Genomic DNA, 19937 nt, shown 5'->3' with positions numbered 1-19937 from the left:
GGCCCCGAAACGCGCATGATCCCGCCAGAAACGGCGGGATCATGCGGGGCCCACGAGGTGGGCGAGGGGACGGACCGGCTGTAAGCCGGGTTCTGTGCCTCGCGCGCGTTGCCCCGCGCGAGGTGACGGCCATCCATCTGGGCCCGCCATCGCTGACGGGCTCGAGCGGCCAACCCGGACGCTGGGGCGAGCAGCCCTCGTGACGCGTCCTGTTCGGCCTTGCACCGGATGGGGTTTACCGAGCCGGCCCCGTCACCGGGGCCGCTGGTGGTCTCTTACACCACCCTTTCACCCTTACCGCCGCGCACACGGCGCGGAGGCGGTCTTCTCTCTGTGGCACTGGCCCGCGGGTCGCCCCGGGTGGATGTTGTCCACCATCCTGCTCTGCGGTGCCCGGACTTTCCTCGCACCCCCGCAGGGGCACGCGGCCGTCCGCCGATCCGTCCCGACCGACCAGTCTACGCCCCGCCGAGGCCGCGGGGCCGCTGCGGACGCGTCCTCGCCTAGAATGGAGGCGCCCGCCGACAACGAGGTCGGGGGATGGGGCCTGCCCAGGACGGCCCCGCCAGGTTTCAAGGAAGGACTCCCGTGGCAGACACCGCCTCGACCCAGACCCCCGAGTGGAACACGCAGCAGAAGCTCGCGGAGAAGATGGTCCCCCTGCTGGGCACCCTGTACCGCGAGCACAACGTGGTCACCTCGATCTACGGGCGCTCCCTCGTGAACCGCGGCGTGATCGACATCATCAAGGCCCACCGCTACGCCCGCCGCGTGCAGCAGGCTCCGCTGAGCGTCGAGTCCACCTACCCGCTGGTCGAGGCCATGGCTGCGATGGACCTGGGCGCCGCCACCATCGACCTGGCCGAGCTGGCCGCCAAGCAGAAGGCCTCGGGCCAGGACGTCCAGGCCTTCCTGGACGCCGAGCTCGCCGAGGTCAAGGGCAAGGCCGGTGAGGGCCTGGGCGAGACCCAGGACGTCGTGCTCTACGGCTTCGGTCGCATCGGCCGCCTGCTGGCCCGCATCCTCCTCGACCACGCCGGCGGTGGCTCCAAGCTGCGCCTGCGTGCCGTCGTCGTGCGCAAGAACTCGGAGGACGACCTGATCAAGCGCGCCTCCCTGCTGCGCCGCGACTCGATCCACGGCCCGTTCGACGGGACGATCGTGGTGGACGAGGACCGCGACGTGATCACCGCCAACGGCACTGAGATCCAGGTCATCTACTCGAACGACCCGACCACGGTGGACTACACCTCCTACGGCATCAAGGACGCGCTGGTCGTCGACAACACCGGACGCTGGCGCGACGACGAGGGTCTGTCCCAGCACCTGCAGGCCAAGGGCGCCGCGAAGGTCCTGCTGACCGCCCCGGGCAAGGGCGAGATGAAGAACATCGTGTACGGCGTGAACTCGGACGACATCACGCCCCAGGACACCATCATCTCGGCGGCCTCCTGCACCACCAACGGGATCACCCCGGTGCTCAAGGTCATCCAGGACGACTACGGCATCGACCACGGCCACGTGGAGACCGTGCACGCCTACACCAATGACCAGAACCTCGTGGACAACTTCCACAAGGGCGCCCGTCGTGGCCGTGCCGCCGGCATGAACATGGTGCTCACCGAGACCGGTGCCGCCAAGGCCGTGGCCAAGGCCCTGCCCGAGCTCAAGGGCAAGCTCTCCGGCAACGCCATCCGCGTCCCCACCCCGGACGTGTCCATGGCCATCCTGAATCTCGAGCTGACCAAGCCCACCTCGGTGGAGGAGCTGAACGCCCGCCTGAAGCAGGAGTCCCTCACCGGCCCCCTGCGCGGCCAGGTCGGCTACGTGGACTCCCCGGAGGTCGTGTCCACCGACTTCGTCGGCTCGGACCGCGCCGGCGTCGTGGACGGCCTGGCGACCCTCGTGAACAACGACGGCAAGAACGCGATCCTCTACGTCTGGTACGACAACGAGTACGGCTACTCGCACCAGGTGATCCGCGTGGTGGAGAAGATGGCGGGCCAGCAGGTCCCCGCCTTCCCGCAGGCCTGACCCGCCGATGACCGATGGCCCGTCCCCGCGGAGGGGACGGGCCGTCGTCGTGTGCCGACCGGGTCGGACGTGGAGCCGAGGCTCAGGCCTCGTCGTCCCCGTGGTCGCCGTCGGGGCCGTGCTCGTGGTCTTCGTGGTCGTCGGCGTCGTGGCCGAAGGGGTCCTCGTCCGTGCCGGGCAGCCACGTCACACCGGGCACGTTCAGACGCTCGGCCCGCTGCGCGCGCTTCCAGCGCCGCTGCCATTTGCCCTCGAGCCGGTTCACGTAGAGGGTGCCGTTGAGGTGGTCGTACTCGTGCTGCATGATGCGCGCGAACCAGCCCTCGGCCTCGAACTCGAACATCTCGCCGTCCACGCGCTGGCCGGACAGGCGCACGCGGGTCGGGCGCTGCAGGGGGAAGCCGAGCCCGGGCACCGAGAGGCAGCCCTCGGTGTGCTCGTCCGGGTGAGGCTCCTCCCGCGGCGCCTTGTCCAGGTGCGTCAGCACCGGGTTGATCACGTGGCCCACGTTCGGCGCGTCGCCGGAGTCCGGGAACGTCCACGTGAAGATCCGCAGCCCGACCCCGACCTGCGGGGCGGCCAGGCCCACGCCGTGCGCGGCGTCCTGCGTGACGTACATGTCCTCGATCAGCTCGCGGATCTCGTCGTCGATCACCTCCACCTCGGCCGCGCGCCGGTGCAGCACGGGCTCGCCGTAGACGGTGATGGGACGGATGGAGGCCATGGCACTGCGCTTCCCGGCCCGGGCTGCGGGCCTGCGTGGGTGGGGGGACGGGGGAGTCCCCAGCCTACCGCCGGGGACACCACGACGACGGCCGTCATTCCGCGGCGAGGGCCTCCAGCGCATCCGGGTCCAGCAGCGTCACCCGCGGGCCCGCCATGGCGATCAGGCCGTCGTCGGCGAGGCGGCGCAGCCCGCGGCTGAACGCCTCGGGGGTGGTGCCCAGCAGCGAGGCGACGTCCTTCTTCGGCGCGGCCAGCACCACGACGAGGTCGGCCTCGTCCCGGAGGGCCGGCAGGCCGAGCAGATGTCCGGCGATCCGTGCGGTGACAGGCTGATGCTCCCGGGCCAGCCGTTGTTCCGCCTCGGCCAGGCGGACGGCCAGCGTCCGCATCACGCGTCCCCCGATGCCCGGATGCTGGGCCAGGAGTCGGGCGACCTCGGCGTGGGAGAAGGTGCACAGGCGGGTCGCGGCCACGGCGCGCGCCCCGTGCCGGGCCGGCTCGCCCGTGAGGAACTCGTGCTCGCCCACGGAGTCCCCGGGCTCGACCATCCGCACCACGCGTTCCCGGCCGGTCGCTGAGCCGAGCGTCAGCGCCAGGCGGCCGCTGTGCACGACGCACAGGCGGTCCGTGCGGTCACCGGCCAGGTGCAGGGCATCGCCGGCCTCGAGCACGAGCGGCCGCGCCAGGGCGGAGACCCGGCGCAGCTGCTCCAGATCCAGCCCGGTGAACAGCGGGACCCGGGCCGCGCACGGCTCTGGTTCGTCCATGGGGGCGAGGGGCAGGTCCATACGCACGCCATCAGCCTCCCACACGGCGGCTTGACCGCGGTCAAGGCGGGCCCGCCGTCCCCTTCGTAGCGTCAGTGACATCCCCGGAGGCCGGGGATCGGACCGGGCACCCGCCCGTCCGCTCAGCCTCATCGGCGGCCGCGCCGGTGACGACCCACAGGAGTGACCATGACCGCCACCACGCACACCCTGCTCCGCGCCGAGGGCTTCAGCTGCCCCTCGTGCGTCCGGAAGATCGAGAAGGCCCTCGACGCCCTGCCCGGCGTGACCGGCGCGCAGGTCCACTTCGAGACCCAGCGCATCGAGGTCGACCACGACCCGCAGACCACCACTGCCCAGGACCTCGTCGAGGCCGTCGCCAAGGTCGGCTACACCGCCCGGCCGTCGGCCTTCTGACCCCGCCCTCCCCCGACGAACGGAGTCCGCCATGTCCACCCCCGCCGTCACACGTCCGGGCCGCCCTCGTGCCCGGTTCACGTTGTCCCGCCGCTGGCGGCGCCCCGTGGTGGCCGGCCTGCTGATCGCCGTCTCGCTCGTGCTGGCGCCCGAGCAGCTGGCCCACGGGACCGGACACCTCGTGGCGGCGGGCCTGATGCTCGCCGCCGCCGTCGTGGCCGGCCTGCCGATCGCGCGCGACGCGATCGCCGCCCTGCGGGTGAAGACCGTCGGCATCGACCTGCTCGTCGCCACCGCCGCGATCGGCGCGTCACTGCTCGGCAATTTCTGGGAGGCCGCCGCCGTGACCTTCCTCTTCGCCCTCGGCCACGCCCTCGAGGACGCGACCCTGTCTCAGACTCGCTCGGCGCTCGCGGACCTCGTCTCCACGGCGCCCGAGACCGCCGTCGTCGTGGACGCAGACGGGACCCAGCGCACCGTGCCTGCCCACGAGGTGGCCCCCGGCGCGACCGTCCTCGTCAAGGCCGGCGCTCGGGTGCCGGTGGACGGCGTGGTGCTCACCGGGGTCGGCGCCGTGGACGAGGCATCCATCACGGGCGAGTCCATCCCGGCGGAGAAGACCGACGGTGACGCCATGTACGCGGGCACCGTCGCCACGGCCGGCCTGCTGCAGGTGCAGGCCCGGGGCGTCGGCGCCGACACCACGCTGGCGCGCATCATCCACCGCGTCGAGGCGGCGCAGGAGGCCCGTGCGCGGACCCAGCAGTTCATGGACCGCTTCTCCCGCTGGTACACCCCGGCGATCATGGTGCTGGCCTTCGCGACAGGCCTGATCACGCGGGACGTCCCCCTGGCCCTGACCCTGCTGGTCATCGGCTGCCCGGGCGCCCTCGTGATCTCCATCCCGGTCGCGATCGTGGCAGGGATCGGCCGCGGCGCCAAGGACGGCGTGCTCATCAAGGGAGGGGAGTTCCTTGAGCGCTCCGCGAAGGTCGACGCCGTCGCCGTCGACAAGACCGGCACCCTCACGTCGGGCACCCCCGAGCTGACAGACGTCGTCGCGTTCGAGCCCGGGGCCGAGGACGAGGTGCTGCGCTGGGCCGCACGGCTCGAGGCGGCCTCGGACCACCCGCTGGCCGCGCCGGTCGTCGCGGCGGGCCGGGACCGCGGCCTGCTGGACGGCCCGCTGGCCACGGATGTGGACGTCGTCCTCGGCCGCGGGCTCACCGGAGAGGTGGACGGCCGCGTCGTCGCCGTGGGCAACGTGGCGATGCTGCGCGAGCGCGGCGTGGATCCGGCCGCGACCGACCGGGTCGAGACCGTCGCGGCCGAGCTCGCGGAGGCGGGCCGGACCCCGGCGGCGGTCGTCGTCGACGGCATCCCGCTCGGCGTCCTCGCCATCGCAGACACCCTCCGGCCCGAGGCCGCGGGCATGATCCGGGCGCTGCACGGGATCGGCGTCCGCGAGGTCGTGATGCTGACCGGCGACCAGCCCGGCGTCGCGCAGGCCGTGGCCCGGCAGGTGGGCGTCGACCACGTGCGGGCGGGCCTGCTGCCCCAGGACAAGCTCGAGGCGATCGAGGCCCTGCAGGCCGAGGGCCGCGTCGTCGCGATGGTCGGTGACGGTGTCAACGACGCCCCGGCCTTGGCGACGGCGGACATCGGCGTGGCCATGGGCGCGGCCGGCTCCGGCGTGGCCATCGAGACCGCGGACATCGCCCTGATGGGCGACCGGCTCGAGCGGCTGCCGCAGGCGCTCGATCTGGCCCGGCGCACGGTGCGGGTGATGCGGCAGAACATCGCGATCTCCCTCGTGACCGTCGTGGCCCTGCTGGCCGGCGTCTTCGCCGGCGGCGTCACGATGGCCGTCGGCATGCTCGTGCACGAGGCGTCCGTGCTGCTGGTCATCGTGAACGCGATGCGCCTGCTGCGGCGCCCGGGTCAGCCCAGGTCCACGACCTCGAACTCGAGCAGGTCGGCGCCCGTGGCGACCGGCGCCGGGCGGCCGCCCTGCTCGGCGGCGTGAGCGGCGGGCATGCGCCCGTCCCGCCAGCGCTGGAAGTCCTCCTCCGACGCCCACGTCGTGACCACGAAGTAGCGGTCCTCGCCCGCGGTGGGCCGGAGCAGCTGGAAGCCCTCGAAGCCCGGCTCCTGGTCCACCGCGTGCTTGCGGGCGGCGAACCTCTTCTCGAGTTCCGGGCCGGCGCCCTCGGGGACGCTGATGGCGTTGATCTTCACGACGGACATGGGCTGGCCTCCTCGTCGGCGGGGGTGCGGCGTCGGGTCGACGCCCTCACCGGCCGACTCTACGCCCGGCAGCGGACCGGGGATCCGTCGAGCGGTTGATGCCCGGCGGCGTCGTCCCCGTCGCGCTCGCGGTCGCGGCGCTCGCCCTCGCGCTGTTCGAAGGGTTGGAGCGACACCGCGAGAAGGTGCGCCGCTCGGCCTGGACGTGATGGGGGCGGGCCTGGTCCTGGCCGCGATGGCCGCAGGCGCGTTCCTCTCGGACGCCGCGGCCCGTCACCTGGCGGCCCGGTTCGGCGCCCCGGGCACCGTGCTGATCGGGCTGGGCCTGGAGGTGGCCGGGGTCGTGGCGCTCGCCCTGCTCCTGGGCCCGGACACCTCGGGTTGGCTCGTCGCCGTGCCCCTCGTCGTGTACGGCCTCGGGCTCGGCCTGGCCTCGGCGCAGCTGACGGACATGGTGCTCCAGGACATCCCCGTGCAGATCTCGGGTCAGGGCGCCGCGACGCAGAGCACGGTCCGGCAGATCGGCTCAGCGCTGGGCACCGCGTTCGCCGGGGCCACCCTGTCCATCGCCCTCGCCGCCACGCTGCCCGCGGCCCTGGACGACGCCGGCCTCACCGGTCCGGCGGCCGACTCGCTCGCCGCGGCCACGCGGGACTCGGCTGGCACCACGATCCCGCAGCTGCGGGCGCAGGGGGAGCGCGGCCCGCTCGGGGAGCACACGAAGAAGCCCCCGGAACCAGTAAGGATTCCGGGGGCTTCGAGTGGGGTGAGCGACGGGGATTGAACCCGCGACCTTCTGGACCACAACCAGACGCTCTGCCGACTGAGCTACGCCCACCATGCCTGCCTCACACGGACGGATCCGCGCGGCGCAGCGGGGTCCACAGTACACGAGATCCCGCGCAGCGCCGAATCGGGGCGGCGAGGCCGGGGGTGACGGCTCAGGCCTGCGCCCCGGACACCACCTCCGCAATGGCGCGGGCCTCCTCCGTGGTGGGGCCGGGGGCGGGGGCCATGACGGCGGCCCGGTAGTAGCGCAGCTCGGTGATGGAGTCCTTGATGTCCCCGAGAGCGCGGTGGCCCCCGGTCTTGGCGGGGGCCTGGTAGTAGGCGCGCGGGTACCAGCGCCGGGCCAGCTCCTTCACGGTGGACACGTCCACGATCCGGTAGTGCAGATGGTCGACGACGGCGGGCATGTAGCGGGCGAGGAACAGCTTGTCCTGGCCCACCGTGTTGCCGGCCAGCAGGCCCTTGCCGGCCGGCACGCGGGCCGCGATGTACTCGAGGACGCGCGCTGCGGCGTCGTCGAGCTCGAGGCCCTCCGCCAGCTCCGGCAGCAGGCCGGAGGTGGTGTGCATGTCCCGGACGAACGGGTCCATCTGCTCGAGGGCCGCCGCGGAGGGACGGATCACCAGGTCGATGCCCTCGTCCAGGATGTTCAGCTCGGCGTCCGTGATGAGCACCGCCACCTCGACGAGCTCGTCGACCTGGGGGTGCAGGCCGGTCATCTCGCAGTCGATCCAGACCAGGGGGGCGCTCTCCGGCGCGGGGGTGCTCGTCTCGCTCATGCCCCCAGGCTACTCGCGTGTCACGATGGTAGATTCGAGCGAGCCGCGCCCTCGCGCGCCCTCGCAGGACCGCACGGAAGGACCCGTCGCATGAGCGTGTCGACCCCGCGTCCGTCCGGGTCCACGGCCCACCGGCCGGAGTACGTCGGCGTCGGCGGCCTCCGCGCGGACCCCCAGGTCGCCGGCGCGGACTGGTGGCCCATCCTGGTGGGGACCCTCGGCTCCCTCCTCCTGGTGGTGGGCTCGTACTCCGTCGGCTGGCTGGCCTCGGCCTCCCCGATCAACCGCTGGCAGTGGCTGATCCCGTGGCGCACCCAGGAGACCGGCGTGCTCGCCGGCACAGCGCTCCTCACCCTCGGCTGCTGGGTGATGTTCTGGGCCTGGCTGCGCCTGGGCCAGACGATCCGCCCCTTCGGTCGCGGCGCCCTGCGCACGGTCAACCTCGCCACCGTCCTGTGGTGCCTGCCCCAGGTCGTGGCCCTGCCGATCTTCAGCCGGGACATCTTCGCCTACGTGGGACAGGGCCGTCTCATGGAGGCGGGGCAGGACCCCTACGTGGACACGATCTCCTCGCTGTCCAACTGGTTCCAGCTCGGAGCGGACGCCACCTGGGCGGACTCCGAGACCCCGTACGGTCCGATCTTCCTCTGGATCGAGCAGGCCGTCGTCGCGATCTCGGGGGACATGAACCCGGACCTGGCGATCTTCCTGTTCCGCCTGGTGGCGGTGGCCGGCGTCGCGCTGATCATGGTCTTCGTGCCGTTGCTGGCCCGCCGGCTGGGCGTCAACGGTGCGTGGGCGCAGTGGATCAGCGTCGCCAACCCGCTCTTCACCATCAGCTTCGTCGCGTCCGGGCACAACGACGCCCTCATGGTCGGCCTCGCCCTGGCCGGCACGTGGTGCGCGCTGCGCGCCGGGCATCCGCTCCGCCCCCAGCGGCCCGGGCAGTCCGTCGCGTGGGGGGTGGCCGGCGTCGTGCTGGTCACCCTGTCCCTGGGCATCAAGCCCATCACGCTCGTGCTGCTCCCGTTCATCGGCCTGCTGTGGGCCGGCCCGACGGCCCGATGGCCGCGCCGGTTCGCCTTCTGGGCCCTCACCGCCGGGATCTCCTTCGGCCTCATGGCCCTGGTGGGGGTGCTCAACGGCTTCGGCTTCGGCTGGGTGGCCGTCATGGTCGGCACGGGCACGGGCACCGTGCCGTGGGGGCCGATCGGCATGCTGTCCCTCATCACGGTGGGGGCGAGCGAGCTCTTCGGACAGGGGGCGGACGTGCAGGCCGTCGAGGGCGTGTACAAGACCGCCGGACGCGCGCTCTCGGTGCTCATCGTGCTGGCCCTGATGTTCCTCGGCCGCCAGGACCGCGTGATGACGCGCATGACCTGGGCGTTCACCGCGCTGGTGATCCTCTCGCCCATCATCCAGCCCTGGTACCTGCTGTGGCTGCTGCCGTTCTTCGCCGTGCTCGGCATCCGGGACAACTGGCAGATCAAGTGGGTCGTGTTCACGGTCGGCTACTTCCTGGCGTTCGGCGCCGCGGACCAGCTCTTCACCTGGCAGTTCCTGGACATCGCGGACCAGGTCAAGGCCGTGTCCCTGATCGTCTCCGCCGTGTGTCTGCTGTGGATCCTCGTCGTGGACCGCCGCACCAGCCGGTTCGTGAAGGACCACTGGCACGTGCGCCCCGCCGTACGCGCCGGCCTGGCCCGGCTCCGTGGCGCCCCTCGACCCGCGGAGCCGGCGGAGTGAGGCCCGCCGCCTCCGCGACGACCGGCGCCCGAGGGCCCCGTCCGAGCCGCGTGACGGCGCAGCCCGAGCCGGAGGCGGCCGTCCGCCGGGGCACGTGGGCGTCCGTGCTCATCACGGTGGGCTCCTGGGGCGTGGGGTGGCTGCCGATGACGCCCGACTCGGTGTTCTCCGGCACCACCCTGCTCAACCCGCTGCGGGTCTACCTTCCCGGCGTGCTGCTCAGCACCGTGCTGCTGGCCGCCGGCTCGCTGCTCCTCGTCCGATCCTGGCTCGAGCTGGGGCGCGCGCTGCGGGGCCGCTGGGAGGAGCACGGCCGCCTGGTGGCCCGGGCCGCCTGGTGGTGGTCCGCCCCGCTGATGCTCGCGCTGCCGATCTTCTCCCGCGATGTGTTCTCCTACCTCCAGCAGGGCCGGCTCCTCGCGTCGGGTCTCGACCCGTATTCCCAGGGCGTGTCCGCCCTGCCCGGCTGGTTCATGCAGGGAGCGGACTCCATCTGGGCCGAGTCCCCGTCCCCCTACGGGCCGCTGTTCCTGCTGTTCGCCGAGACGACGTGGCGGGCCACGGGCGGCAACATCGAGCTCTCCGTCACGGCGTTCCGGCTCCTGGCGCTCGCGGGCCTGGCGCTGTGCCTGTGGGCGGTGCCGCGGCTGGCCGCCGTCGCGGGCCGATGCGGGGTGTGGGCCACGTGGGTGGCCGTGGCGAACCCACTGTTCCTGCTCTACATGATCGCCGGCGCCCACAACGACGCGCTGATGTCGGGGCTGATGCTCGCGGGCATCCTGCTCATGGTCCGCCCGCCCCGCCGCCGCGTGCATGCGCTGTGGGGGATCGTGCTGATCGCCCTGTCCGTTGCGATCAAGCCCCTGACAGCTTTGGTGCTGCCCTTCGTGGCCCTGCTCCTGCCCACCGGCTGGGCCCGGTTCCGCGCGGCCGATCCGCGCCTGCGCCGGCGGGACCGGCTCGGCCCGTGGTTCACGACGGCGGTGATCTCCCTGGCCGTCCTCACGATCCTCGGCGCCGGCTCCGGCCTCTGGTTCGGCTGGGTCCCGGCCATGCTCACGAGCGGGGACGCGGCGTTCCCGTATGCCCCCGTGGGCCTGCTCGGCCTGCTGCTCGGCGCGGTCGTCGAAGCCGTGACGCCCCTGGGGGCGCGCGACGTGGCCGCGGCCTTCTACACCGCGATGACGGTGTCGGCCCTCGGCTTCACGGCCTGGCTGGCCCTGCGCCGCCGGCCCCTGGACCCGGTGTTCAGCGCGGCGGCCGTGCTCGTGGTGGCCGTCGCCACCGCCCCGATCGTCCAGCCGTGGTACCTGCTCTGGGTCCTGCCGCTGCTGGCGTGCGCCCTCCGCCCGCTGCCGTGGGGCGCCGACCATCCCCGCTGGCTCGGGTGGGTCACCGCGCTCGCGGTCCTGTTGCTCACCGGCGTCGGCGTGGTGGACCAGCTCTCCGTGGCGCAGTGGCTGCCGGTCCTGGCCGTCCGCGTGTTCACCCTGGTCCTGATGCTCGCGGGGATCGGATGGATCATCCACCGCGATCCCGTCACCGCGCCCCTGTTCCCCGGGCGGCGGCGTCCTCCCCTGGAGGTGGTCGAGCCGCGGGCCGCGGCGGCGTCGCCGACGCCTCCGGAGGCGGGCGTGCCGCCGGACGCGCCGCCCGACGGGCCGCCGTCGACCGCCGCGCACCCCGCCTCCTCGTCCACCCGCATCCCCCAGGAGAGACCGTGACCTCCCACCCCCGCAGTCCCGCCCCGTCCCGTCCGAGCGGCCGCTGGGTCGGCCTGCTCGTCGGCCTGACCGTGGTGGCCGCCGCCGTCGGCGTGCTGACCAAGCAGTGGTGCCGCGTGAACGGCTGGGCGGCCCCCGGCGTGCACGCGCACATGTGCTATTCGGACTTCGCCCAGCTGTTCCCCACGCGGGGCCTCTCGGACGGCCACTTCCCCTTCTACACGCCGCTGCCGCCCGAGCAGTGGATGGAGTACCCGGCGTTGCTGGCCGTGGTCGCGGGTGTGACCATGTGGCTCGTGCCCGCCTCCGGCGACCTGCACGAGCGCACCGTGACCTACTTCGACGTGAACGCGATCGGCGTGGTGCTGTGCTGGATCGTGCTGGTCGTCGCGACCGCGTACACCGCGCGCGGTCGCTCCCGGGACGCCCTGCTCGTGGCCCTGGCCCCGGGGATCATCCTGACCTCGATGCTCAACTGGGACCTGTGGGCCGTGATGCTGGCCGCCCTGGCCCTGTGGGCGTGGACGGCGGGCCGTCCGACCCTCGCCGGCCTGCTCATCGGGCTCGGCACCGCCACGAAGCTCTACCCGCTGTTCTTCTTCGGCGCGATCTTCGTGCTGGCGCTGCGCACGGGCCGCTGGGCCGGGTTCGTGAAGGCGGCCCTGGCCGGGGCCGCGGCCTGGCTCGCGGTGAACCTCCCGTTCATGCTGACGGCGTTCGACCAGTGGTCGCGCTTCTACACGTTCTCGGGGGACCGCGCGGTCTCCTTCTCCTCGACCTGGCTGGCGCTGGCCTGGACAGGATGGTCCGGGGAGACGTTCACGACGCTTCAGAACGGCCTGTTCCTGGTGTGCTGCGTGGGGATCGCCTACCTCGCCCTCGCGGCGCGGCACCGTCCGCGCATGGCCCAGCTGTGCTTCCTGATCGTGGCGTCCTTCATCCTGTGGGGGAAGGTGTACTCGCCGCAGTTCGTGATGTGGCTGATCCCGCTCGTGGTCCTCGCGACGCCGCGGTGGCGCGCGTTCTGGATCTGGCAGGCCGTGGAGGTCTACCACTGGGGCGGGGTGTGGATGGAGTCGGCGCGCATCACCTCCGACGGGGCGTTCGCCGGCGGCGCCTGGTGGATCACCGCCTGGTATGCCTCGGGGATCGTGGCGCACATCGTCGCCCTCGTGTGGCTCATGACCACGGTGGTCAAGGACATCCTGGACCCCGTCCGCGACCCGGTGCGCCGCACCGCACTCGACCAGGGGGCCCCCGAGATCGCCCCGGGGGTGGCCGAGGACCCGCACGCCGGCGTCTTCACCGGTGCCCGTGACCGACTGCTCCTGCCCCCGGCCGGACTCGGCCTGCAGCCACTCGGCGAGTCCGCGGGCCGCTGACGGCGGAGCGGGTCCGCCGGCGCCGTGGGGTTCCGCTCAGCGGTGCTCGAGGTACGTCGTGCAGGTGGGCGAGACCGCGCGGTCCGGGTGGTGCAGGACGACGACGTCGCCCGCGGACCAGACCCGCTCGAAGCCGAGCCGCTCGGCGCGGGCCAGCGCCTGCTCCGGGGTGAGGGGGTCCCAGCCGCCGAGCTCGGGCACCGAGGTGTCCACGATCATCCACGTGGCCAGCTCGTCGCCGATGTCCCCGTGCAGCCCGACGTGGGTGCGGGCCGTCAGGTGCGGCACGGCGTTGTCGGCGGCCTCGACGCACACCCCGTCCGGGATCAGCCCGACCGCGTGGTCGAGGTCGCGGGCGTGCTGCGTCATCGTCATGTCGCCGGCGATCGTGCGGTGCAGCGGGTACACCTGCGGGAAGAACGCGGTGCCGATCAGACCGGCGGCCAGTGCCGCGGAGACGAGGACGGCGGGCAGCCGGCGCAGCGTGTCCCGGCGTCCGGCCAGCCGGTGGGCCGCCTCGAGCGCGGCCATGAGCAGCAGCGGGGCGAGGATCGCGTCGTACTGGTACACGGGGGCCCACACGTTGAGGCGGTCGTTGAACAGCCGCGAGAGCAGGATCGGCAGGGCCATCAGCGTGAGCGGGCTCAGGACCGGCAGGAACAGCAGCGGGACGAAGTGCAGGAGCCAGAGGGCCACCTTCAGCGGGTGGTCGAACAGCACCGCGACGGCGTTCCACGGCTGGGTCAGCAGGAACAGGACCGAACTGCGCATGTCCGGGCCCAGGGCGGTGAACTGCCAGTAGCCGAACGCGCCGGTGGGGGAGTAGTGGGGGATCACCACGGACGTGGCGAACCAGTAGCCGAGCACGCCCAGCACGGCGGTGACCGCGGCCTGCGGCCAGAAGCGACGGATCGCCATCACCAGGGCCACGGCCAGCAGGGTCACGCCCATGTCCTCTCGGACCGTGAGCAGCAGCGCCGCCAGGCCGGTGGCGAGCCACGCCCGCTGCCCGTCCAGGGCCCACACGAGCCAGGCGAGGATCGGCACGCCGAGGGTGACCTCGTGGAAGTCCCAGTTCACCATCGCCTGGAAGGGCCAGGAGAGCAGCAGGGCGGCGACGGCGGCCAGGGCCACCCCGTGTCCCGCGCGACGACGGGCGAACAGGTACACCGGCACGGCGGACGCGGCGAGGGCCAGCGCCATGACCACGCCGAGCATGCGGGGGTCCGGCCATACCCAGTAGAAGGGCGCCAGCAGCGCGAGGATCGGGTGGAAGTGGTCGCCGAGGATGTGGAAGTCCACGCCCTTGACGGAGCTGAGGGGGGCGTTGAACAGCGCGTACTGCCGCACCACCTGGTCGAAGATGCCCAGGTCGTAGCCCTTGGCCTCGTAGGTGGCGTACCGGAGGAAGGAGTGCGTCACGTACAGGGCCGCGGCCGCGACGAGCAGGGCGGCCAGCTGGACGCCCTCGCGACGGGTCACACGGACCTCGGGGACGGCGGGTCGCGGGGCGCGGAGCCAGGAGCGCAGACGGTCCAGGACGGTCTCCTTCGGGCGGTCGTCGGGCGTGCTCGGACGGCTCCGCCCCTGGTCTGGGTGCCCCAGGAGGGATTCGAACCCCCGACCGGCGGATTAGAAGGCCGCTGCTCTGTCCAGCTGAGCTACTGGGGCTGGGCCGTGTCAGTCTAACGGCCGCCGGCCGCGGCGCCGTCGGCTCCTGCACAGTCGCCCGGGGACCTCCGCGCGTCCCCAGACCGGCCCCGATCCTGCCGGGGTGCCCCGCGGTGGGGTTGTCTGGCCATGGCGGATCAGCCGATGCGCCGACGACCCGCCCCGGCGCCCACCGGGGCCCAGCCCAGGAGGCACACCATGCAGGACCTCATCACCGTGCGCGGCTTCGTGGCCACGGACCCCGCCACCCGCCACACCGCATCGGGGGCCGCCGTGACCGGCTTCCGCCTGGCCACCACCGAGCGGCGCTTCGACCGCGAGACCGCTGAGTGGGTGGACGCCCACACCAACTGGTACAGCATCTCGGCGTTCGGCCAGCTCGGCTCGAACACCGCCCAGTCCGTGAAGAAGGGCAACCCCGTGATCGTCACCGGTCGACTCCGGGTCCGCGACTGGTCCTCGGGCGAGCGCTCCGGCACGTCCGTGGACGTGGTGGCGGACGCCGTCGGGCTGGACCTGGGCTTCGGCTCGGCGGCGTTCCAGCGCAGCCAGCGCGCGGCCGTGCCGCGCCCCGAGTCGGCCCCGCGCGACGACGACGCGTCGGGCGGGCGGGCCGGCGCGGTCGGCGACGGGTTCAGCGCGGGCCTGCCGGACGGGTTCCAGGGTGGCGACGCCCCGGCCTCGCCCGGCCCGGACGAGTCGGACGCGGGCGCCCCCGGGCGCGAGCCGGCGGCGGCCGGCGTCGCCTGACCACGGGGCGGCACGGAGCACGGAGGGGGAGCGGGCTCGGTGGTCGCGGGATCGGCACGATGAGTGGAATCCCGCGGCCACCGACTAGCCTGGGCCGCATGGCGGAATTCATCTACACGATGGTCAAGGCCCGCAAGAAGGTGGGCGACAAACTGATCCTGGACGACGTCACCATGTCGTTCTACCCCGGGGCGAAGATCGGCATGGTCGGCCCCAACGGCGCCGGCAAGTCGACGATCCTGAAGATCATGGCCGGGCTGGACGAGCCCTCGAACGGCGAGGCGCGGCTCTCTCCCGGCTACTCGGTGGGCATCCTGATGCAGGAGCCCAAGCTGGACGAGTCCAAGACGGTGCTCGAGAACGTCCAGGAGGGCGTCGGCGAGATCTACGGCAAGATCCAGCGCTACAACCAGATCTCCGAGGAGATGGCGAACCCGGACGCGGACTTCGACGCCCTCATGGAGGAGATGGGCGAGCTGCAGTCCGCCATCGACGCCGCGGACGCGTGGGACATCGACTCCCAGCTCGAGCAGGCGATGGACGCCCTGCGCACGCCCCCGGGGGACGAGCCGGTCACGAACCTCTCCGGCGGCGAGAAGCGGCGCGTCGCACTGTGCAAGCTGCTGCTGGAGAAGCCCGACCTGCTCCTGCTCGACGAGCCCACCAACCACCTGGACGCCGAGTCCGTGCTGTGGCTCGAGCAGCACCTGGCCTCCTACCCGGGCGCCGTCATCGCCGTCACCCACGACCGGTACTTCCTCGACCACGTCGCGGAGTGGATCGCGGAGGTCGACCGCGGCCGCCTCTACCCGTACGAGGGCAACTACTCCACCTACCTGGAGACCAAGCGTGCCCGCCTCGAGGTGCAGGGCAAGAAGGACGCCAAGCTCGCCAAGCGCCTGGCCGAGGAGCTCGACTGGGTCCGCTCCAACACGAAGGGCCGTCAGGCGAAGTCCAAGGCCCGCCTGGCCCGCTACGAGGAGATGGCGGCCGAGGCCGAGAAGACCCGCAAGCTGGACTTCGAGGAGATCCAGATCCCGCCGGGCCCGCGGCTGGGCACCGTCGTGATCGAGGCCAAGGACCTGAAGAAGGGCTTCGGGGACCGCGTCCTCATCGACGGCCTGTCCTTCTCCCTGCCCCGCAACGGCATCGTCGGCGTGATCGGCCCGAACGGCGTCGGCAAGACCACCCTGTTCAAGACCATCGTCGGCCTCGAGCCCCTGGACGGCGGTGAGCTGAAGATCGGCGAGACCGTGAAGATCTCGTACGTGGACCAGTCTCGCTCCAACATCGACCCCGAGAAGTCGCTGTGGGAGGTCGTCTCGGACGGCCTGGACTACATCAAGGTCGGCAACGTCGAGATGCCCTCGCGCGCCTACGTGTCCGCGTTCGGCTTCAAGGGCCCGGACCAGCAGAAGAAGGCCGGCGTGCTCTCCGGCGGTGAGCGCAACCGCCTGAACCTGGCCCTGACCCTCAAGGAGGGCGGCAACCTGCTGCTCCTCGACGAGCCCACCAACGACCTCGACGTGGAGACCCTGACCTCCCTCGAGAACGCGCTGCTCGAGTTCCCGGGCTGCGCCGTCGTCGTCTCGCACGACCGCTGGTTCCTGGACCGCGTGGCCACCCACATGCTGGCCTACGAGGGCACCGCGGAGGACCCGGCCAACTGGTACTGGTACGAGGGCAACTTCGAGTCCTACGAGGCCAACAAGGTCGATCGGCTCGGCCCCGAGGCCGCCCGCCCGCACCGGATGACGCACCGCAAGCTCACGCGCGACTGAGCCGACGCGCCCCCGGGCGCCGCGCCGACGACGGCCCGCCGCGATCACGTGATCGCGACGGGCCGTCGTCGTGTCGGGGCGGGGTCCACGTCGACCACGACGAACGGTGCGCGCGGCGCGGACGGCGAGCCGCCTCACCCATGGCAGGGCCCGATCGGCAGTCTCACCCCCTGCGAACCCGCCGGGTCAGCGCCGCCAGCTGCGGCGCAGCACCGTCCGCAGGGCCATGCGCTGGGCCGCGCCCCGGGCCCGTGCCCGCCGGGCGGCGGCCCCCTCGGGCAGGCGGATCATGCCCTCCTGGGCGACCGTGGCCACGAGCGTCCCGTCCTCGGTGAACACGGCGCCCGTGCCGAGGCCGCGCGCGCCCTGGGCGCTGGGGGAGTCCTGGACGTAGAGCAGCCACTGGTCGACGCGGGCGGGCCGGTGGAACCACATCGCGTGGTCGAGGGAGGCCACGGACATGCCGGGCTGGATCCAGGCGACGCCGTGCTGCCGCAGGATCGGCTCGAGGAGCGTGTAGTCCGAGGCGTAGGTGAGCGCCGCCAGGTGCAGCGCGGGGTCGTCCGCCAGGGGCGTGAAGGTCTTCATCCACACCATGTTGCAGTTCTCGGTCTCCGCGGCCGGCTCCACATAGATGGCCGGGGTGACATGGCGGATGTCGAACGGCCGGGACCAGGCCCACTCCTGGGCCACGGGGTGGTTGATGGCGCCCAGCACGTCCGCCGTCGTGGGCAGGTCCTCGGGCCGGGGCACTCCCTCCGGCATGGCCACCTGGTGGTCCAGCGCGCTGCCGGCGGGCTCCTGGAAGGAGCAGGTCAGGGCGAGGATGGCCTTCTCGTTCTGGGAGGCCAGCACCCGGCGGACGGAGAAGGAGCGGCCGTCCCGCAGCGTCTCGACGGTGAACGTGATGGGCTGCAGCGCGTCCCCGGGGCGGATGAAGTAGCCGTGGAGCGAGTGGGCGGAACGGGCGGCCGGCACCGTGCGGGAGGCGGCCGCCAGCGCCTGGGCGAGCACCTGGCCGCCGAACACCCGGCCGTGCGTCTGCCGGGGGGTCGTGCCCGTGAAGCGGACCTGACCCGTCACCGGGTCCGGCGCGGCCGGCGTCAGCTCCAGGATCCCCCGCAGCGTTTCGGTGGGGTCCTTCGGGGCCGAGGCCGGGCGGACCGGTGCGTGACCGGGGCGGGGACGGGGATGGCGCTGCGGCACGAACGGCTCTCCTTCGACATGGATGGACCCGCGACGGCGGGGCGGCCCGGGACGCGACGGACCTGGGACAATGCTTGCATGACCGAGCACCCCGCCGCCGCCCCCGTCCTCCGCTTCGTCGACGACCGCGCTGTGCGGGACCTCGAGCAGCTGGCCAGCCGCGCCCGGCGCGTCGCCGACACGGGCATGCGTTTGCACGTCGTGCCTGAGGCGGGGCGCTCCCGCACCCCGATGCTCGCCCAGTGGGTCTCCGTGCTGCAGCCGGCCGGGCTCGGAGACGGGGTGCCCGTCGTCCTGGGGCTGCGCACCGTGCCCCTGGCGACCGCCCACGGCGTGGCGGACCTGGACGCCGTCGTCGCCCTGGGCTCCGTCACCGAGCGCACCGCGCGGATGCGCGGCCAGGACCCCGTCGACCTGGCATTCGCCGTGCCGCCGGGCCGCGAGCACTTCACCTGGACCGCGCTGACCCCGCCCCGCGGCGGCTGGACGCCCGTGGCCGAGGTCGCCGATGAGGAGCTGGCCGAGGTGGCCACGCGCGGCGCCGACGCCGTGCGGGACGCCCTGCCCGAGAACCCGGGGGAGGCGCTGGTCCGCAGGGTCCGGGCGCAGATGTGGGGACCCCTGCTCGGGGGCGAGGCGCTGCAGTTCCCGGCCGGCATGGCCTTCGGCGCGCACGCGCTGGGCTTCCTGCGGCCCGGCGGCCGCGCCCGGCTCAGCACGGCGGGGCCGTGGACGCGCCTGGACACCCCCGGCGGCTTCGTGCTGGGCCGCCCCGCCATGGCGGTGTGAGCCCGCGCCCGGCGCGTCGAAATCGCAGCCGGGCGGCCGGTCAGGCCGAGTTCTGCAGGGAGTGGGCGGCCCGCTCCAGATAGTCCCAGAGTTCGGCCTCGTGCAGCGGGGACAGGCCCAGCGTGTCGACGGCGGCGCGCATGTGCCGCAGCCATGCGTCGCGCGCGGCCGGGTCGATCCGGTACGGGGCGTGGCGCATGCGCAGGCGGGGGTGGCCGCGCTCCTCGGAGTACGTCCGCGGTCCGCCCCAGTACTGCTCCAGGAACATGAGCAGCCGACGCTGGGCGCCCTCGAAGTCGTCCTGCGGATACATCGGGGCGAGGATCTCGTCCTCACGCACGCGGGCGTAGAACTCGGCGGTCAACCGGTCGAACGTCGGGCGGCCGCCGACGGCGTCGTAGAAGCTGGTGGCCTGACCGGGCGCGGCCGGGGCTGCCGGGGTCGCGCCGGCGGGGCCCGCCGTGGCGTCGCGGGCGCGCACCTGGTCCACCGGGGCGGGGGTGCCCTCGTGCATCACCGGCTCGACCTCGGTGGGCCGCTCCGCCAGGCCCGTCACACGGGACGGGCCCTTGGCGACGCGCGGCCGCAGCACCGCCAGGGGGGCGCCCAGGCGCGCGGAGTGGTCCGGCAGCGTCGGCGTGCCGGTGGGCGGGGCCTCGGGGCGGGCCGGCTCGACGGCGACCGGGGCCGAGAGCGAGTTCGCGATGAAGCACAGCCGGTGCGCCTCGGCGTGGAGGGCCTCGGCCCGCTCCCGGTCGGCCTCGTCCTGCAGCGTGACCTCGGGCCGCAGCGTGATCGCGGTGAACCGACCGGCGCCGTCGCCGTCCACCTCGAGCTCGCCCTCGACCCCGCACGTCATCCCCGTGACCACGACCCCGGAGGTCGCCGCGACATGGAGGTACGAGAGCACGTGACACTCGGCGAGCGCGCCGAGCAGGAGGGTCTCCGGGTTCCACTTCGAGTCGTCGCCGCGGAAGGGGCGGGCGGCCGAGGCCTGGATCTCGCCGACGGCGGCGTCCTGGATCACCACGGAGCGGTCGTAGTCGCGGACGCCGGAGGTGCCCGAGCCGCGGTCGCCCGTCCACTCGGTGCGCAGGGAGAAGGTGTGCTTCATGGGTTCCAGCCTAGC

17 protein-coding genes, 2 tRNA genes, 1 other RNA gene and 1 pseudogene are annotated in these 19937 nt (G+C 73.1%); 10 read left to right on the top strand and 11 right to left on the bottom strand.

Going from position 1 to position 19937, the window contains the following annotated elements:
* Positions 1-65 precede the first annotated feature (65 nt).
* Positions 66-444: RNase P RNA component class A (gene rnpB / locus AUV08_RS03370), an RNA gene on the bottom strand.
* A gap of 144 nt (positions 445-588) precedes the next feature.
* Between rnpB and AUV08_RS03365 the strand changes: the two genes are divergently transcribed.
* Complete coding sequence (locus AUV08_RS03365; RefSeq protein WP_061873100.1) at positions 589-2034, top strand: glyceraldehyde-3-phosphate dehydrogenase; 1446 nt, start codon at positions 589-591, stop codon at positions 2032-2034.
* An 82-nt stretch (positions 2035-2116) separates the two neighbouring features.
* Here the strand turns inward: AUV08_RS03365 and def are convergent, their stop codons facing one another.
* On the bottom strand, positions 2117-2758 hold the full coding sequence (gene def, locus AUV08_RS03360) for a peptide deformylase (protein WP_044659107.1): 642 nt from the start codon (positions 2756-2758) through the stop codon (positions 2117-2119).
* Between the two features lie 94 nt (positions 2759-2852).
* Positions 2853-3548 (bottom strand): Crp/Fnr family transcriptional regulator, encoded by a 696-nt coding sequence (locus AUV08_RS03355; RefSeq protein ID WP_061867780.1) that lies wholly within the window; start codon positions 3546-3548, stop codon positions 2853-2855.
* A 168-nt stretch (positions 3549-3716) separates the two neighbouring features.
* Between AUV08_RS03355 and AUV08_RS03350 the strand changes: the two genes are divergently transcribed.
* Entirely contained in the window at positions 3717-3944 is a 228-nt protein-coding gene (locus AUV08_RS03350) for a heavy-metal-associated domain-containing protein (RefSeq protein WP_010078881.1), read from the top strand.
* Between the two features lie 31 nt (positions 3945-3975).
* Positions 3976-5970: a heavy metal translocating P-type ATPase gene (locus AUV08_RS03345; protein ID WP_369814513.1), complete on the top strand. Its 1995-nt coding sequence runs from the start codon at positions 3976-3978 to the stop codon at positions 5968-5970.
* Here the strand turns inward: AUV08_RS03345 and AUV08_RS03340 are convergent.
* Positions 5886-6191, bottom strand: a complete 306-nt coding sequence (locus tag AUV08_RS03340; protein WP_010078879.1) for an antibiotic biosynthesis monooxygenase — start codon at positions 6189-6191, stop codon at positions 5886-5888. The two genes, AUV08_RS03345 and AUV08_RS03340, sit on opposite strands and share 85 nt — an antisense overlap.
* A gap of 208 nt (positions 6192-6399) precedes the next feature.
* Between AUV08_RS03340 and AUV08_RS11720 the strand changes: the two genes are divergently transcribed.
* On the top strand, positions 6400-6975 hold the full coding sequence (locus AUV08_RS11720) for a hypothetical protein (protein WP_369814512.1): 576 nt from the start codon (positions 6400-6402) through the stop codon (positions 6973-6975).
* Here AUV08_RS11720 and AUV08_RS03330 read toward each other — a convergent pair.
* Both AUV08_RS03330 and orn read right to left on the bottom strand, forming a co-directional pair.
* Positions 6954-7029: transfer RNA gene (locus tag AUV08_RS03330), tRNA-His, on the bottom strand. The genes AUV08_RS11720 and AUV08_RS03330 overlap by 22 nt on opposite strands.
* 103 nt (positions 7030-7132) lie before the next feature.
* Positions 7133-7759, bottom strand: coding sequence for an oligoribonuclease (orn, locus tag AUV08_RS03325; RefSeq protein WP_002857127.1), 627 nt, complete (start codon positions 7757-7759; stop codon positions 7133-7135).
* A 90-nt stretch (positions 7760-7849) separates the two neighbouring features.
* Here orn and mptB (AUV08_RS03320) point away from each other — a divergent pair, with 90 nt between their 5' ends.
* Genes mptB (AUV08_RS03320) through AUV08_RS03310 form a run of 3 tightly spaced genes read left to right on the top strand, consistent with a single transcriptional unit; the run spans position 7850 to position 12611 of the window.
* A complete protein-coding gene (mptB, locus tag AUV08_RS03320; protein WP_061867779.1) occupies positions 7850-9505 on the top strand; it encodes a polyprenol phosphomannose-dependent alpha 1,6 mannosyltransferase MptB in 1656 nt (551 codons plus the stop codon).
* Positions 9506-9555: 50 nt separating this feature from the next.
* Positions 9556-11229 (top strand): polyprenol phosphomannose-dependent alpha 1,6 mannosyltransferase MptB, encoded by a 1674-nt coding sequence (gene mptB, locus AUV08_RS03315; RefSeq protein WP_230297487.1) that lies wholly within the window; start codon positions 9556-9558, stop codon positions 11227-11229.
* Positions 11226-12611: a glycosyltransferase family 87 protein gene (locus AUV08_RS03310; protein WP_036316843.1), complete on the top strand. Its 1386-nt coding sequence runs from the start codon at positions 11226-11228 to the stop codon at positions 12609-12611. The genes mptB (AUV08_RS03315) and AUV08_RS03310 overlap by 4 nt, the downstream gene beginning before the upstream one ends.
* Positions 12612-12647: 36 nt before the next feature.
* On the opposite strand, the gene AUV08_RS03305 is transcribed toward AUV08_RS03310, so the two are convergent.
* Both AUV08_RS03305 and AUV08_RS03300 read right to left on the bottom strand, forming a co-directional pair.
* Positions 12648-14093, bottom strand: a complete 1446-nt coding sequence (locus AUV08_RS03305; protein ID WP_061867776.1) for a DUF2079 domain-containing protein — start codon at positions 14091-14093, stop codon at positions 12648-12650.
* A gap of 115 nt (positions 14094-14208) precedes the next feature.
* A tRNA-Arg gene (locus tag AUV08_RS03300) sits at positions 14209-14282 on the bottom strand.
* 198 nt (positions 14283-14480) lie between these two features.
* Between AUV08_RS03300 and AUV08_RS03295 the strand changes: the two genes are divergently transcribed.
* Together AUV08_RS03295 and ettA are read left to right on the top strand one after the other, a co-directional pair.
* Entirely contained in the window at positions 14481-15032 is a 552-nt protein-coding gene (locus AUV08_RS03295; RefSeq protein ID WP_036381125.1) for a single-stranded DNA-binding protein, read from the top strand.
* Between the two features lie 98 nt (positions 15033-15130).
* The gene (gene ettA / locus AUV08_RS03290; protein ID WP_036341629.1) at positions 15131-16813 is read left to right on the top strand and encodes an energy-dependent translational throttle protein EttA; all 1683 of its coding nucleotides are present in this window, start codon (positions 15131-15133) and stop codon (positions 16811-16813) included.
* Between the two features lie 186 nt (positions 16814-16999).
* On the opposite strand, the gene AUV08_RS03285 is transcribed toward ettA, so the two are convergent.
* The gene (locus AUV08_RS03285; protein WP_036341631.1) at positions 17000-18019 is read right to left on the bottom strand and encodes an acyl-CoA thioesterase II; all 1020 of its coding nucleotides are present in this window, start codon (positions 18017-18019) and stop codon (positions 17000-17002) included.
* A 78-nt stretch (positions 18020-18097) separates the two neighbouring features.
* Here AUV08_RS03285 and AUV08_RS03280 point away from each other — a divergent pair, with 78 nt between their 5' ends.
* Positions 18098-18808, top strand: a complete 711-nt coding sequence (locus AUV08_RS03280) for a hypothetical protein (RefSeq protein WP_061867775.1) — start codon at positions 18098-18100, stop codon at positions 18806-18808.
* Positions 18809-18848: 40 nt separating this feature from the next.
* On the opposite strand, the gene AUV08_RS12050 is transcribed toward AUV08_RS03280, so the two are convergent.
* A complete protein-coding gene (locus tag AUV08_RS12050; RefSeq protein WP_167754995.1) occupies positions 18849-19322 on the bottom strand; it encodes a globin in 474 nt (157 codons plus the stop codon).
* Between the two features lie 168 nt (positions 19323-19490).
* Positions 19491-19922 (bottom strand): annotated as a pseudogene (locus tag AUV08_RS12045) (OsmC family protein); the annotation flags it as partial.
* Between the last annotated feature and the right edge of the window lie 15 nt (positions 19923-19937).

The organism is Micrococcus sp. CH7 (assembly GCF_001595485.1).
Classification (GTDB): Bacteria; Actinomycetota; Actinomycetes; order Actinomycetales; family Micrococcaceae; genus Micrococcus; species Micrococcus luteus.
This window is presented reverse-complemented; position numbering and strand designations above follow the sequence as displayed.

What these genes read in the sequence shown, in the direction of transcription:
- def (WP_044659107.1), bottom strand. Translation starts at nt 2,758, where the DNA reads ATGGCCTCCATCCGTCCCATCACCGTCTACGGCGAGCCCGTGCTGCAC.
- AUV08_RS11720 (WP_369814512.1), top strand. Translation starts at nt 6,400, where the DNA reads ATGGGGGCGGGCCTGGTCCTGGCCGCGATGGCCGCAGGCGCGTTCCTC.
- AUV08_RS03350 (WP_010078881.1), top strand. Translation starts at nt 3,717, where the DNA reads ATGACCGCCACCACGCACACCCTGCTCCGCGCCGAGGGCTTCAGCTGC.
- AUV08_RS03295 (WP_036381125.1), top strand. Translation starts at nt 14,481, where the DNA reads ATGCAGGACCTCATCACCGTGCGCGGCTTCGTGGCCACGGACCCCGCC.
- AUV08_RS03280 (WP_061867775.1), top strand. Translation starts at nt 18,098, where the DNA reads ATGACCGAGCACCCCGCCGCCGCCCCCGTCCTCCGCTTCGTCGACGAC.
- AUV08_RS03345 (WP_369814513.1), top strand. Translation starts at nt 3,976, where the DNA reads ATGTCCACCCCCGCCGTCACACGTCCGGGCCGCCCTCGTGCCCGGTTC.
- AUV08_RS03340 (WP_010078879.1), bottom strand. Translation starts at nt 6,191, where the DNA reads ATGTCCGTCGTGAAGATCAACGCCATCAGCGTCCCCGAGGGCGCCGGC.
- orn (WP_002857127.1), bottom strand. Translation starts at nt 7,759, where the DNA reads ATGAGCGAGACGAGCACCCCCGCGCCGGAGAGCGCCCCCCTGGTCTGG.
- AUV08_RS03355 (WP_061867780.1), bottom strand. Translation starts at nt 3,548, where the DNA reads ATGGACCTGCCCCTCGCCCCCATGGACGAACCAGAGCCGTGCGCGGCC.
- AUV08_RS12050 (WP_167754995.1), bottom strand. Translation starts at nt 19,322, where the DNA reads ATGCACGAGGGCACCCCCGCCCCGGTGGACCAGGTGCGCGCCCGCGAC.
- mptB (WP_061867779.1), top strand. Translation starts at nt 7,850, where the DNA reads ATGAGCGTGTCGACCCCGCGTCCGTCCGGGTCCACGGCCCACCGGCCG.
- ettA (WP_036341629.1), top strand. Translation starts at nt 15,131, where the DNA reads ATGGCGGAATTCATCTACACGATGGTCAAGGCCCGCAAGAAGGTGGGC.